General features: G+C 42.5%; 7 protein-coding genes and 1 pseudogene. 5 read left to right on the top strand and 3 right to left on the bottom strand.

The features are described 5' to 3' along the window. Positions 1–61: 61 nt before the first annotated feature. From D829_RS0105695 to D829_RS0105685, 3 genes are all read left to right on the top strand, one after another. Positions 62–1,300: an aspartate aminotransferase family protein gene (locus D829_RS0105695; RefSeq protein WP_017687888.1), complete on the top strand. Its 1,239-nt coding sequence runs from the start codon at positions 62–64 to the stop codon at positions 1,298–1,300. A 275-nt stretch (positions 1,301–1,575) separates the two neighbouring features. Then, entirely contained in the window at positions 1,576–2,625 is a 1,050-nt protein-coding gene (locus D829_RS0105690; protein ID WP_017687887.1) for an alcohol dehydrogenase catalytic domain-containing protein, read from the top strand. A 42-nt stretch (positions 2,626–2,667) separates the two neighbouring features. Beyond that, a complete protein-coding gene (locus D829_RS0105685) occupies positions 2,668–3,405 on the top strand; it encodes an HAD family hydrolase (RefSeq protein WP_017687886.1) in 738 nt (245 codons plus the stop codon). 145 nt (positions 3,406–3,550) lie between these two features. Here D829_RS0105685 and D829_RS0105680 read toward each other — a convergent pair whose 3' ends face one another. Continuing rightward, on the bottom strand, positions 3,551–3,733 hold the full coding sequence (locus tag D829_RS0105680) for a YjfB family protein (protein WP_017687885.1): 183 nt from the start codon (positions 3,731–3,733) through the stop codon (positions 3,551–3,553). A 162-nt stretch (positions 3,734–3,895) separates the two neighbouring features. On the opposite strand from D829_RS0105680, the gene D829_RS0105675 reads away from it, so the two are divergent. Beyond that, on the top strand, positions 3,896–5,002 hold the full coding sequence (locus D829_RS0105675; protein WP_017687884.1) for a hypothetical protein: 1,107 nt from the start codon (positions 3,896–3,898) through the stop codon (positions 5,000–5,002). Positions 5,003–5,172: 170 nt separating this feature from the next. Further along, positions 5,173–5,427, top strand: a pseudogene (locus D829_RS0105670) (HAD-IA family hydrolase); the annotation flags it as partial. Between the two features lie 145 nt (positions 5,428–5,572). On the opposite strand, the gene D829_RS0105665 reads toward D829_RS0105670, so the two are convergent. Both D829_RS0105665 and D829_RS30470 read right to left on the bottom strand, forming a co-directional pair. Beyond that, entirely contained in the window at positions 5,573–5,755 is a 183-nt protein-coding gene (locus D829_RS0105665) for a YjfB family protein (RefSeq protein WP_017687882.1), read from the bottom strand. A gap of 453 nt (positions 5,756–6,208) precedes the next feature. Then, entirely contained in the window at positions 6,209–16,030 is a 9,822-nt protein-coding gene (locus D829_RS30470) for a non-ribosomal peptide synthetase (RefSeq protein WP_081594946.1), read from the bottom strand.

The raw sequence follows: 16,030 nt of genomic DNA, 5'->3' as shown, positions 1-16,030 counted from the left end.
CATCATCCGGGATTGTTGAGCTTCGTTCGAGCTAGTACACCATTATATTGGAGGAAATCGTATGCAAACTTTAACCAACAACCGCTTCATAGCCGGAAAAGGGATTAAGTTGATTGACGATTCAGGTGTTGAATACCTGGATGGCGTGTCGGGCACGTTTAATCTGTCACTGGGCTATAATCACCCACATGTTGTCAGCAAAATTCAGGAACAAGTCGGCAATCTGACGCATATGTCTTCCTCCTTCACCGAACCGTACGTAAATGAAGTACTTGATCACTTAATCGAATATGCTCCAAACGACATTAATGCCGGATGGATGCGGGATATCACTGGTTCAACTGCCAACGAATGTGCAACCAAAATTGCACAGAAGTATACCGAATCGACAGACATCATCAGCCTGTATCTATCCCATCATGGGCAGACCCAATTTGCCACCGGAATTTCGGGAAATGCCTTCCGGCGGAAACGGTTCCCCAATTCGGCTGTGGCTAACGCTGTCCATGTACCTGCCCCATACTGTTATCGCTGCCCCTTCAAATCTTCAAGCGGAGACTGCGCCTATCAATGTGTTGAAGCCATCTCTGATGCAATAGAATATGCAAGTTCCGGCTCAGTCGCCTGCATGATTATCGAACCCATTCTCGGGAATGGCGGCAATATCATCCCTCCTGCCGGATATTTCAAACGACTGCGAAAACTGTGTGATGAATACAATATTATTCTTATTGCCGACGAAGTACAGACAGGAATCGGTCGTACCGGAACCATGTTCGCTAGCGAACTGTTTGATATCCAGCCTGATATGATTACCCTTGCGAAAGGTCTTGGCGGGATCGGCGTACCTGTTGCTGCGGTATTAATGCAGTCCCAGCTGAATGTGCTCGAAAAGCACGAACACTCCTTCACCTCAGGAAGTAATCTGATCTCCGTAACCGCTGCCAAATCCACCTTGGAAGTGGTATCCGAACCCGGGTTTCTGGATGCGGTGAAACGCAAAGGTGAAATTTTGGGTGAATTGCTGCATGAATTGACTATGAAATACCCAAGTATCGGTGAATCTCGTGGTGTCGGGTTAATGTGGGGGTTGGAGATCGTAGGTGACGGCAATGAACCGGATACGCTCAAAACCAATGCCATTGTTGACCGCGCTTTTACAGATGAACATCTGATCTTGAGAAGTTCAAGATATGGCTTCGGCAACGTTGTTAAGGTCCGGCCTTCCCTTACCACAACCGAAGACGAACTGGTTGAGATTGTAGAGCGGCTGGATTCAGTGCTCGCCAGCGTTCATTAAAACATTTCAATGCTACTGTTCGAAGTGGTCGTTTCGGTTACGAATCGTTCTTATGATCGCTGTTATCCACGGATTTTCTTGATTTCCCTTTCCCAAGGGAAAAATCCATTGATATCATATGCTTCCGAAGTAGCTTTCTTTCAGAAAGCTTTGAGGCGAACGCTTCGCTTCTCCAGAATCGATTTCGTCCCTTCAATAACTTCTTATCTCGTCTGAAACTATTTTAAGATGAATCGCTATTTTTATATTTTATATAATTACAAGGAGGTTATATCATGCTTGCATTGGTATACAAATCGGCTTGGGATGTGGCGCTTGAGGAACGGCCTGTCCCGGAAATTACAAGAGATAATCAGGTGTTGGTTCGTATTCGGGCGACAGGTGTATGTGGTACCGATCTCGGTATTGTCAGCGGCAAATATCATGCGGTTCCTTCTGTCATTCTAGGTCATGAGTCTGCCGGGGAAGTCATGGCTATTGGCTCTGCGGTAACGACATTACAACCGGGCGACCGTGTTGTGATCGACCCTACCTACTATTGCGGACAATGTGACATGTGCAGAACAGGCAGACAAAATCATTGCACACACAAGTCTGTTACCGAGACAGGTGTGAGTGCTGACGGAACATTTACAGATTATTATGTGACCGAGGATCGTTTTTTGTACAAATTGAAGGATCATGTGAGCTATGAAGAAGCAACTTTGACGGAACCGCTCAGCTGCATGCTGACGGGGATTAATCAGATTCATTTACTGCCGAATTTCAGAACGATCATCCTCGGCGCAGGCCCGATTGGCATTCTGTACAGCTACGCGCTCGCTTCCAAAGGTGTTACCGGCTGTCTGGTCGACATCTCCGAAGAACGCTTAGCCATTGCCGGTTCCATTGCACCAGATCGTTGGGAAGTTCATTCATCCTTCGAAAATGCAATAGAATCACTGTCACCCGCAACCCATCAGGTCGATATGATTGTGGATACAACAGGTGTCGTAGGTACACAAGTACTCTCCCAGCTCGCCAGTGGCGGTTACCTGATGCTGGTTGGTCTGAGAGATGGAAACACATCCTTCAATCCCAAGGAAGTTGTGGACCGTAGTCTGAAAATTATTGGTTCCATCGATTCTCTGGGGACATTTGCTACCGCACATTATATGATTGAACAAGGGATTATTCCGGCCAAAAAAATCATCACCCACTCCTTCCCGTTGGAGGATTACGAAGAAGCATTCCGCACACTTGGCTGCGATATTCAGGGACGCACACTTCAAGCCTCTTCACATGCCATTAAAGTTGTACTGCAATCCACCGGTTCAAGTTTCTAAAGCGGAAGGTTAACGATGAAAATCCTGGAGGAGGAATACAACATGGCAGCAAACAAAGAATCTAACGGACTGGGAGCGCCCAATGATGACATCATTCAAGCGGTCATTTTTGACATGGATGGTGTACTAATTGACAGCGAACCAATTTATTTCGAGATTGAGCGCAGCTCTTTTGCCCATTTTGGAGCCAGGGTGACTGATGAAGAACATCATAACTATGTAGGAGTTACGCTGGAATCCATGTGGCAGCAAGTATTGGACAGACATCAGCTGACAGCTACACTGGAAGAAATATTTGCTTATCATCAGCATAATGTGATGCAAACCATGCTTGCCCATCCGAATCTAACGGCAATGCCTTCCGTGGAACGCTGGTTAAGCTGGCTGCATGAGCAGCACGTACCCATAGCTGTAGCTTCTTCCTCTCCACGTGCACTGATTGATTTGATCATGGACAAGACCGGTCTTGGACAATACTTTGAGGTGCGAATGACAGGTGAGGAAGTTACAAACGGCAAGCCGGCACCCGATATTTTCCTGACCACAGCTGAGATGATTGGTGCATCTCCTTCGAATTGTCTGGTGATCGAGGACTCGCGCAATGGTGTCCAGGCCGCCAAAAGTGCAGGCATGCGCTGCATCGGATATCGCAATCCGGGATCAGGCAACCAGGACTTGTCCAAAGCCGATCTTCAGATTTCCAGTTACGATGAGTTATGGACATTGAAGGATACGCTGCCCTTTGAAGGCAGATTGCCAAGCTTGTCAAAGTTTCGCTGAGAAGATCGTAATAAAAAGATCGTAATTTCAGAATGAGTATTTTGAAAAAAAACAACCCAAACGGCTTCAATTCATTCGAATTGGAGCTGTTTGGGCTTTGCTTGCTGCAATGGGTGTTACATGAGGACACATGCTGTAATTTTAACTAAACCGAAAGATCGAGACTTCCACCCAGATTGGGATGAGGAGCAGGCATTGACTTCAACATTTCCGCCATCTGCTGGCCTTGCTGCTGTGCCATGTCTTTCGTAATCGACATCACTTGCAAGCTTGCCGACTGCACTACTGAAGCTTGGCTCATCGCCATTGATAATGCTGCAATATCCATGTTCTGCACTCCTTTCACTTTCTGATTACATAGATGTACTTATTATATCTCCGTCAGAAGGGAGGAAATGTTGAACAACTCGGATCAAGCAAATAATTACCTGTTACGGCTGTTAGCTTCATGCTATAGTTTTAAGGTGAAAAAATAAAAGGAGAATCTGTAATGAAAAGTCTTAAGAGATTAATCTGTATTTTTATTAGTTTTAGTTTACTGTTCGTATTACTTCCGCCTCACATGTTTGCGGCTGGTAATCCTTTAGCTGAGTCTTACCGTGATATTGAATACACTATATTCATTGATGGAAAGCTTGCGAGTGCCAAAGATCAAGCATTCCTAGCGGATAACGATACCGTCTACATTCCCATCAAAATGTTCAAACAAATCGGTTCACTTATTGCTGTAGGAAATGGATTTGAAGTCAAAACCAAACTAAAAAAAGAACAAGTAAGTAAGAAAGACACCATTTTGTACAAAGGAATAACCTACATAACATTCGAAAAGTTTCTAAAGGTTTCCGGTTACTCAGGTAGGAATGAAGATTATATAATGGTCGCATTTATGTGGGGAGACGAGGATGGAGCAACACGGACTAAGAAATTAATGAACGGAGTCCTTAGTGTTCCCAAAGCATTTCGTTCAGTTTTTGGAGAGAAAGTTTATTCTTATGCGCTAGATCAACCTGGCTGGATCGTCGGCATGACGCAACTTTATCAACTCACAGAAGTCACTATACAATCAGCAAATGGAAAGACCGTTACAGAATACATATATGGAGACATTGGATTTTCGAATTTTTGTTATTATTTTGAATACGAACATTTCATACATATAGGTTTTAAGGGGGGCGAATACTGGGCTAACAAAAATAACTTACCTTCTTCAAATCCACTTTATCATCTAGAAAAAATAAAAATTCTTTCCGTTGATATAAAAAAAAATAATGTTATTGTGAAAGCCAAAAGAGCTAGTGGAAAGTCGGTTACGTTCAAGTTGCCTGTGACAGACCAGCCAAACGATTTTATCAAAGGGTTGTTCTATGACAGTGATCCTAAAAAAGATTACCCAGACTGGTCTTCGAACGTCTGGAAACTTATTAGTCAACATAAGATCAAATTAGGGATGACGTTTAATCAAGTGTTACTTTCTTGGGGGAGTCCAAATAGAACCAGTAACTCAACTAGTTCATTAGGTTCTATTGATATTTGGGTCTATGGGAATACCTACGTTACCTTTTACAATGGACAAATATATTCATGGTCTGATTACTAAAGCTTCGAGAGCAACTAGGTTGCTCTCTTTTTATTAGCTGTTCGTTAGTGAATCCTTTAAGCACTTACCCCTCAATCAATCCATACTTCACAAAACTATGATACAATCCATCTCCTCTACTGTTCCAGTAATATCATCCGCAATGGCTTTCAGACCTGGCTTCGCATTACCCAGATATTTTCCTGACCACCGCTGAAATGATTGGTGCATCCCCTTCGAATTGTCTGGTGATCGAGGACTCACGCAATGGTGTTCAGGCCGCCAAAAGTGCAGGCATGCGCTGCATCGGATATCGTAATCCGGGATCAGGCAATCAGGACTTGTCCAAAGCCGATCTTCAGATTTCCAGTTACGATGAGTTATGGACATTGAAGGATACACTGCCCTTTGAAGGCAGATTGCCAAGTTTGTCAAAGTTTCGCTGAGAAGATCGTAATAAAAAGATCGTAATTTCAGAATGAGTATTTTGAAAAAAAACAACCCAAACGGCTTCAATTCATTCGAATTGGAGCTGTTTGGGCTTTGCTTGCTGCAATGGGTGTTACATGAGGACACATGCTGTAATTTTAACTAAACCGAAAGATCGAGACTTCCACCCAGATTGGGATGAGGAGCAGGCACTGACTTCAACATTTCCGCCATCTGCTGGCCTTGCTGCTGTGCCATGTCTTTCGTAATTGACATCACTTGCAAGCTTGCCGACTGAACTACTGAAGCTTGGCTCATCGCCATTGATAATGCTGCAATATCCATGTTCTGCACTCCTTTCACTTTCTGACTACATAGATGTACTTATTATATATCGGTCAGAAGGGAGGAATTGTTAAAAGGTCGATCAAAATGTATACGGGAATCCATTGTTGCTCAGCCGGGGGCTTATCCACACAAACGGAGCATAAAAAGGGGATGCCATAAGTCATGAGCATGACTGAGGACACCCCTTATTAACGTTATTTTAATCTAATGAACCTGGCACACCCTATTCGCTTTGATTTGCACAAGTCTGTGATGTAACGAATCACAGAGACGTTATTTCGTCGATTGAATCGTTTTTTAGGTCCTGACACCCTGATATGATGAAATAACGTTACCGAGGTTCGTTAAAGTTTGCCGTTCACATCGAATCTACCTCTTAAGACGCGTCAGATTCGTTAGCGCTTTGAGTGAGGAGGAAAATCACTTTTGGAGCGGCACCTTACTTGTGCATTAATAACTGTTCGACGCAATCGATGCAAGTTCATTTATTTTAACTTCCGGTTTACTTACCACTTGTTGAATCATGGAAATGAAGTGTTTTTGAATCTGTTCAACGGTAGATAGGTCATACACATTGGCATTGTACATCAATATGATCTTCATGTTTTCATGGGGCTTGACGATCAAAGTAAAATCAAAACTATTGTGTTCTGTACCCCCCACATTCATAATCTCAAGCGGTATTTCGCCTTTTTCACCCAAACTCTCCATCCGATGATCTACCGGGAAGTTCTGATATACAACAACATGGTTAATCAGAGATTGTTTTTGCTTGGTCAGATTTTGAATATCATATAACGAATACGTATCATATGCATGTGACTCCACAGCTTTTGCCTGATTCCTTTTCATTAGAGATATAAATGACTCATCGGCCTGAGTCTGGATACGAACAGGAATTGCATTAATGAATAATCCAATCATGCTTTCGATCCCAGGAATGACAGGTGGTCTGCCCGATACAACACTTCCGAATACAACATCATTGCTTTCATTGTATTGCTGCAACAATACACCCCAGGCCGTCTGCACTAACGTATGGAGAGTTACATGCTGCTGTTCTGCAATCTGTTTCATTTGCTCGACCAGTACATCATCCAAATAACAGTTTAACGTTCTGGAGTCCTGTCTTTCATGCTTCGGTTTGATTTTTTCTCCGGGCAATTTCGTTTGTCCTTCATAACCTTCCAGGTAATGACTCCAATAGGTTATTGCACCTTGATGATCTTGCTGTTCCAACCATTCGATGAATTGACTATATGGGGTTAACAGAGTCACTTGAGGCTTTCGATTCTCCCGAATTGCAAAGTAATTCTCAAATATCTCTTTGCTTACCAGAGACATACACCAGCCATCCATCAAAATATGGTGAAAACTCCATATGACGCGGTATTCCTCAGGCTTTGTTCGTAAAACAGACATACGTATTAGCGAATCTCGTTGTAAGTCAAATCCTCTTGCCTTGTCTTGCTCGATATACTCGTCAACATACGTTTTACGTTTCAGTTCACTTGTGCCAGCTACAACTTCATAATTAAATTCAAATTTCTTCTCTTGATACACGATTTGAAGAGGGATATCCACGAAATCACTGTAAAAATTAGTTCTTAATATCGCATGCCTTTGCATTAATTGATCCAAACTTTGCGCAAAAGAGGTAACATCCAAATCTCCACGCATGTCAAACATGATTTGTACAAAGTAAGCGCCCGAAATTGGATTCCGTTCACTTTCGTACAACATTTCCTTCTGTAATGGTGTAAGTGGGTACACATTTTCGATTCGACCGATGTGCCCAGTTTGTTCCACGATTTGATCCAATTGATCAATGGTTAATGACTTGCATGAAATATCACTTGGCGTCAACTCGGTTTGTTCCTTCGTTACACAATGTTCAACGACTCTATTAAGACCTTCCTTATAGAGACAAGCCAATTGCTCCATCGTTTCCCGGCGATATTGTTTTGAACTATAATTAATGGACAGCGACAACCGACCCTCTGTAACGATGCCATTGATATTAAGCACAAATGGTCTCTTGTTGTTTTCACTTACGGATGGCCCGCTGGAATAATGCGAGAATTTAATACCATCTTGGCCCGAATCCTGATTCACCTGTCCCATATAGTTGAAACTAATTTCGGGATTTTTCTCTAACTCGAATCCTTCATTTCCATGTGACAAATACCTCGAAATCCCGTAACCAATGCCTTTGGTTGGGATCTGGCGCAGTCCTTCCTTGACGGTCTTAACCTTCCTTGATAAGTCAGCCCCGGACTCCATCGTAATCATAACGGGGTACATACTCGTAAACCATCCCACTGTACGCGTAATGTCCAGCTCTGGCAGGATGTCTTCTCTACCATGCCCTTCCAGATTCACAAGGATTTCTCCCATGCCTGTCCAATCATGAACAGCCATTCCCAATGCCGTTAGCAATATATCATTAATTTCCGTATGGTACGCATGATGTGTTTGCTTTAATAATTGCTCGGTTTCCGCAGCGGTCCAATGAAGGGTGATCGTTTCACTATCTTTGCCAATCGTCTCATCACAATCCATATCTTTAGGCAGCGGGCTTAGCTGGGCCTGCTCCACACGACTCCAGTATGGATTCTCTTGCTTCATCGCCGGGCTGTCTGCAAACGTAGACAATTGTTCTGCCCATTGTTTAAACGAGGTCGTTTTTTGAGGAAGCCGAATTTCTTCACCTCTTAAGAACTGGTCTTGCCCTGTCTGAATATCTTCATATAAAATACGCCATGATACCCCGTCTACCAACAAATGATGAATTACAATAAGCAGGTGATCCCCTTCAGCACATTGGAACAACCCAAGTTTGATCAAAGGTCCGTGAGACAGATCCATACCACTCTGAATTTCTTTTGCTTTATTTTCAATGAACGATGCAGGATCTGCTTCTGTTTTGAGGTCAACGATTTCAAGGCTGTATAATCCATCTTCGTCTGCCCCTCGATTCCACGCTTCATATCCGCCTTCAGGCGTTTGACGATAAAGGATGCGGAGAGCATCATGCTGTTTAACGATCTTATCCATGATGCTGTGAATAAAGCGGACATCAAACCCTTTTTCACGAAAGAACATCATTTCCTGATTGTAATGATGTGCGTTGACCATATTTTGATCAAAGAACCAGCGCTGAACAGGTGTCAGCATCACTTGTCCCGTAACTTCCCCTTGGTCAGAAATAGTGCTCACGGATGTAACGTGTTCACTCAACTCTGCTACTGTTGGATAGGTGAAGAAATGCTTCATTTCCACTTTATACCCTGCTTGAAGCAGTCGTGAGGAAACTTGAATACATTTAATCGAATCGCCCCCGAGTTCAAAGAAATGATCTGATGTGCTAACCTTCTGAACACCAAGCACAGCTTCCCAGGCAGCGACGATCGCTTGTTCTACGACGTTTTGTGGCGCCATATACTCGGTGCCTTTTTGCATACGTTCTTGTGGAGAAGGCAATGCCTTTCGGTCAACCTTTCCATTGGATGTTAACGGTATATGCTCTAATCGAACAAAATAAGACGGGATCATATAATCCGGAATTTCATGAGATAATGCCATTCTGATTTTCTTCGCTGTCAGTGAGCTGTCGCCTTTCCAATATGCACACAACTGCTTCGAACCATCTTCATTTTCACGTGCAATAACGACTGCTTCCTGAATGGAGTCTATTTGCAAAAGCGCTGTTTCCACTTCGCCAAGCTCAATTCGGTAACCGCGAATTTTCACTTGATGATCGATTCGTCCCAGATATTCAATATTTCCATCCGGCAGCCATCTTGCGGCATCTCCTGTGCGATACATTTTCCCTTCTGTAATCCAGGGATGATTAACAAATTTCTCTGCGGTTAAATCAGGCCGGTTCAGATATCCTCTGGCAAGCCCCTCACCTGCTACAACTAATTCTCCCTGAACACCGATCGGTTGAATGCGTTGATGTTTATCCAAAATATAGGTCTGCAACGTCGGGATTGGTTTGCCAATATTGCTCTTTCCAGCATGTATTTCAATGTCGGTTATTTCCTTATAAGTTACATGAACCGTTGTTTCGGTTATCCCATACATATTAATTAACTGGATAAATGGGTATTTCAACTTCCATTCCTTCAATAACACGGGATTGAGGGCTTCTCCTCCAAAAATCACTTTTCTTAATTTCAGATCTGCTGCATGACCTGCCAGTTCTTCCTGAAGAAGATGATAGAAATACGTTGGCGTTTGATTCAATATCGTCACTTGCTCGTTTTTTAACAATTGTAGAAATTGTTCCGGACTTTTTGCCGTCATTTGAGGTACGATAACCAGTTTTCCGCCATAAAGCAGTGCTCCGTACATTTCCCATACCGAAAAATCAAAACAAAAGGAATGGAATAATGTCCATGTATCTGATGCATTAAAATCAAACAAATTTTTACTGTTGAACAACAATCGCACCACATTTTTATGTTCAATACATGTCCCTTTTGGTTTACCTGTCGTTCCTGAGGTATAAATTACATATGCCAGGCCTGTTGGTGCAGCAGTCATTCCCAAGTTGGAATGATCTACATGATAGCACTCAGGTTGATCCAGGCAAACGACCTCTCCTGCAAAAGAGATGCGTTCTTGCAAATGACTTTGCATTAATAATACATGTAAACCCGAATCCTCAAGCATGTAGTTGACACGATCCTCCGGATATTCAGGATCAATCGGCACGTATGCGCCACCCGCTTTCAAAATCGCAAGGATTCCTACAACCATGTCTAGCGAACGATCAGCGATGATCCCGATTAACTGATCATTTTGAATGCCTATAGCCTTCAGCGTTCTTGCCAATTGGTTTGCTTTCTCGTTCAGCGCTTGATAGGTCAAATGTTGAGCCTCAAATACAACCGCAACGTGTTCAGGAGTCCTTGCCGCCTGTTCCTCAAAAAGTCCATGAATCGTCTTGTCCATTGGGTATTCAGCCATAGAATCATTAAACTGTTCCAAAATTTGTGTTTTCTCCTGTGTTGTAGTCAAGTCAATGTCATGGATCGGAATATTCGGATTGTTGACCACTTGCTCCAACATCTGAATCAAGTGACCTTGAATGCGTTCTACGCTTGCCCGTTCATAGACGTTAGCATTGTAATAGAACATACATTTCATGGATTGGCCTGGTTTAATAATCAGGTTAAAGTCATAGTTCGTTTGTTCATCTGCTTCTACATTCGTAATCCGAAGAGCTGTCTCCTCCTGATCCCCAAACTGTTCCATAATGCCTTGTACAGGATAATTTTCAAATATTAGAATATGATCAATCAAATTTTGCTTTTGCGATGTTTCCGCTTGAATCTCGTATAACGGATACGTGTCATGTGGATGCGAAGCGACAGCATGTTCCTGATTCCGCTTCATAATCGCTGCAAATGTCTCGTTACCTTGAGTCTGAATACGTACAGGAATGGTATTGATGAATAAACCAATGATTCGCTCAACTCCAACAATCGCCGCAGGTCTGCCCGACACCACGCTTCCGAATACAACATCCTCACTGCCGTTATATATCTGTAGCAACATTCCCCAGGCTGTCTGCATGAACGTATTTAGCGTCACCTGATTCTGACTGGCAACTTGTGCGATTTGTCCGGTTAATTCCTGACTAAGTGTACAAATCATATGCTCTGAATGATATTCATCACTCTTCGTAATTGAATGTTCTTTTGGCAAAGTGGTCTGCTCATCATAACCTTGCAAATAGTCACGCCAGTATTTCAGAGACTTTTCATGATCTTGGTTGTCCAGCCATTCAATATAGTGTTTGTATGGAATCGTACTCTTTGCCTCCAGTTTTCGTTGTTCCTGAATAGCAAAGTATCCATCAAACAACTCCTGGATTACAAGAGACAGGCACCAGCCATCCATCAAAATATGATGATAATTCCAAATGAAACGATAGGTTTGGTCATGCGTTTGCAAGATCGAGATACGCATTAACACATCCTGAGACAGGTCGAAACCTTTTATTTTATCTGCTCTTGTATAGTCTGCCACGTATGCTTCACGATCTTCTTCATTCATCTCACGCAAATCTTCGTATATAAGCCCATTCCGTTTATGACGATATACCACTTGCAGAGGTCCATTCTTCCATTTGCTGTGGAAATTCGTTCTGAGAATCGAATTACGTTGCATCAACTGATCCAGACTTTTCGTAAAAGCCTCCACGTCTAACGAGCCATGAAGATCGAGCGTCGTTTGAAGGAAATACGCTTCAGACTTTGAATGAAGCAAATGATGAAAGAACATTCCATTTTGCATCGGTGACAAAGCATATATATCTTCGATTTCACCAATGTGTTCCGATTCTTGAACAAATCCTTCTAATTCTTGAATGGTAATTCCTTTTAACGTTAGATCACTTGGTGTACATTCCGGCTTCTCTTTTGTCACACAATGCATCATGATTTCTTGCAGATGATCTCTAAAATATGTTGCCACTCGCTCCATCGTTTCTTTTTGATATTGGGTGCGACTATACCTAAGTGACAACGTCAATTTGCCTTCCACAATTAAGGCATTCATATCAATAAGAACATTTCTTCTGTGATTGTCACTTGCTGTTGCTCCGCCTGGATAGGGAGAAATCTGCATCCCACTGTTCTGGAGATCCTGATCAAATTGTCCCAAATAGTTAAAACTAATTTCAGGATTTAAGGTAAAGGGCGCTTCTTGCTGATGTGCACTTAAATATCTTAAAATACCATAACCAATCCCTTTTTTAGGGATTTGACGAATCATTTCTTTGTTTGTCTTGATGAGAAGAGACTTATTTGAACTTGCTTCCATATCAAGTACAACCGGATACTGGCTCGTAAACCATCCGATCGTTCGTGTAATATCGAGATCCGGTAAAATTTGTTCTCTTCCATGTGCCTCCAGATTGACCAGCACTTTATCCATGCCCGTCCATTGGTGAATAGACATGCCTAGTGCATTGAGCAGCAAATCGTTAATTTCCGTTTTATAAGCACGATTCGCTTGTTTCAATAATTGCTCCGTTTCTGCCGCTGACCATTCCATCGTGATTTCTTCGCTGTCTTTTTCCAGTGCATGATCCGCTTCGAAATCTGTAGGTAACGGCTTATAGGTTGCTTTTTCAATTTCATTCCAATATGCAATTTCTTGCGTTATCGCATCACTGTTCGCATACAACTGAAGCTGTTCTGCCCATAATTGGAATGAAGCCGTTTTTTGCGGTAGTTGAATCGATTCTCCCTCACTTAATTGTTCATATCCTCTCGATAGGTCTTCGATCAAAATTCGCCATGAAACCCCGTCGATGACGAGGTGATGAATAACGATGAGTAAATGATCTCCGTCTGCACATTGAAACACGCCCAGCTTCATCAAAGGTCCACGTTCCAAAGTGAACGTGCTTTGCATTTCATTTGCCTTCTTCTCGATTTCTTGAGACGGATCTGCTAATGACTTGAAGTCCATCACTTCAAGTGTATATAAGGATTCCCTTGCCAACCCTTCATTCCACGCTTCATAACCCTGTTCTGTAAGGCGATATACTGTACGAAGTGCATCATGATGCTCACTCATTTTATTGAATACACCGCGAAGTGTGGCTTCGTGAAAACCTTCTTTCCGATACAACATCACGGACTGATTATAATGATGGGCGTCCACCTTGTATTGCTCAAAAAACCAATGCTGGATTGGAGTCAGCATCACTTTTCCAGTGATGATTCCCTGTTCTGACATGGTACTTATGGGTTGAACATAGGGAATCAAGCTTGCTATGGTTGGATTTTTAAACAGATGATCCATCTGCACCTGGTAACCTGCTTGATATAACCTCGAAGAAACTTGAATGGATTTAATCGAATCTCCTCCAAGCTCGAAGAAATTATCCAAAATCCCAATGTTCTCTACCCCAAGTACCTCTTCCCAGATCGATACAAGTTGTTGTTCCACCATCGTTCGGGGTGCTTCGTACTCCATACCCTTCAACATATGTTCTTTGGGAGCAGGCAAAGCTTTGCGATCGATTTTCCCGTTTGACGTGAGCGGCATCTGATCCAGCTGTACAAAATAGGACGGAATCATGTAGTTTGGCAGCTGCTGGGACAGCGCCTCCCGCAGTTCCCCGATCGTGATTGCGTCCTCTCCTACCAGGTACGCACATAATTGTTTGGTTCCTGTTTCATCTTCTCTGGCTATGACGATGGCCGCTTTTATCTGGGTACTATTTAGAAGAGCCGTCTCCACTTCACCAAGTTCAATCCGGTGTCCACGAATTTTCTCTTGATGATCTACCCTTCCTATATACTCTATGTTCCCATCGGACAGCCATCTTGCGAAGTCACCTGTCTTGTACATTTTTGCTCCCGAAACAAATGGATCATCCACGAATTTCTCCGCAGTCAGATCTGGACGGTTCAAGTAACCTCTGGATAGCCCTGCTCCGGCAACACATAACTCTCCCTGAACTCCAATAGGCTGCAATTCATTCCGTTCTCCTAAAATGTAGACTCTATTGTTCGCAATAGGCTTCCCGATTGAGATATTTTGATCTGCTGACTTGATCGACAGAATTGTGGATACAACACTATTTTCGGTTGGACCGTATTCATTACACACTTCGATGCGTGGATTGATGCGCTGCAATTTGTGTATTAAGGCAGGAACAATCTTCTCTCCTGCAGCCACCACATTTTTCATGGATGCCCAATCTTCTGCGTTCACTTGTTCCAATAGGGTCATCAAGAAACTGGGTGGACTTTGGATGTGCGTGATTTGCTGTTTTTTGACCATCGTATTGATGGCTATAGCATCTTTACACTGTTGCTGGTTTAACAAATACACTGTCGAGCCAGATATCATCGGACCAAAGAAATGAGTAATAAATGAATCAAAAACGAAAGGATTCAGCATTAATACCCGATCATCTCCGGTAAAATGATAAAAATCCGATTTCCATTGCAGAGAATTCACGATGCTGGCATGTTCAATCATTACGCCTTTGGGATGACCTGTTGTTCCAGACGTGTAGATCATGTATGCCAAATCACTGGAGATCGCTCCATCCACCAAATTTAAATGATCCTCATAGTGATTTATTTCAGAATCCAGAATGACACATGTCCCTGCAAAATGTTCAGGTTCCTGTATATGACTTTGATGCAGCAACCAAGACACTTTTGAATCCTCAAGGATATAGCGAATACGATCTGCCGGATATTCCGGATCGATTGGGACATATGCCCCACCAGCTTTTAGAATACCGAATAAACCTATGATCATCTCAAGTGAGCGTTCTGCCATAATGCCAACGAACTGACCCGCCTGCACCCCCTTAGCTTGAAGCAATCGGGCCAATTGGTTGGATTTTTGATTTAACTCTCTGTACGTTAACTGTCTATTCTCAAATACGACTGCCGGATGGTCCGGTGTTCGTTCCACCTGTTCTTCAAATAATTGATGCACCGTCTTGTTCTGTGGATACCCAACCCTTGTATCGTTAAAGTCATATAACAGCTTGTTTCGATGAAACCCTGATAGCATATCAACTTGACTTAACTCCAGTTCAGGTTGGTTCAGCACAACGGATAACAATTGGTCAAGATGTTCTACAACTTGGACCATATAATCGCGATCATAACGATCATCATCATAAACTAATCTTAACTGAATGGAGTCGTTCTCCAGATCAAAGTGGAACATCGTCGCCGCTTTTACGTTATTTTGATCAAGGGCAGGATGAATTTCATTTAACGAAACCAAGGTATGAATTAGAGGTACATGGTTCGAATCATACTGAACATTTAAACGTTCAACCATTTTTCTGAAAGGGATTCGTTGATGCTGAATGGCTTCGGTTAAACTGGTCTTCACTTGATTAAATAAGGATTTGAATGACATCACATGTTTAATATTATTTTTTAATACAAGAACCTTATTCGAGAGCGATAGATCATTGTTCTTTTCTTCCATCGTTGGTATACCAATAATCATCTTGGTTTCATTCGTGTATTTATATAACATACACTGAACTCCTGTTAATAAGATCGTATATATCGCCATAGGAGCATTTCGCGACATGGACTTGATTTTATGTGAAACATCGGCTGACAAAGACTTATATATATCATTCTGGTGTTGCGTATCGTCTGGGTGTTTGGAGGTTGTCTTGCAATAAGGCAAATGAACAAGATGATCATCATCTTCAAATCGGCTTGCCCAATACGATTCCTGTTTCTTAAAAATAGACAT

The organism is Paenibacillus sp. PAMC 26794, from assembly GCF_000316035.1.
GTDB lineage: Bacteria > Bacillota > Bacilli > Paenibacillales > Paenibacillaceae > Paenibacillus.
Note: the sequence above shows the minus strand (reverse complement) of the source record. Positions and strands in the feature narration are given on the sequence as shown.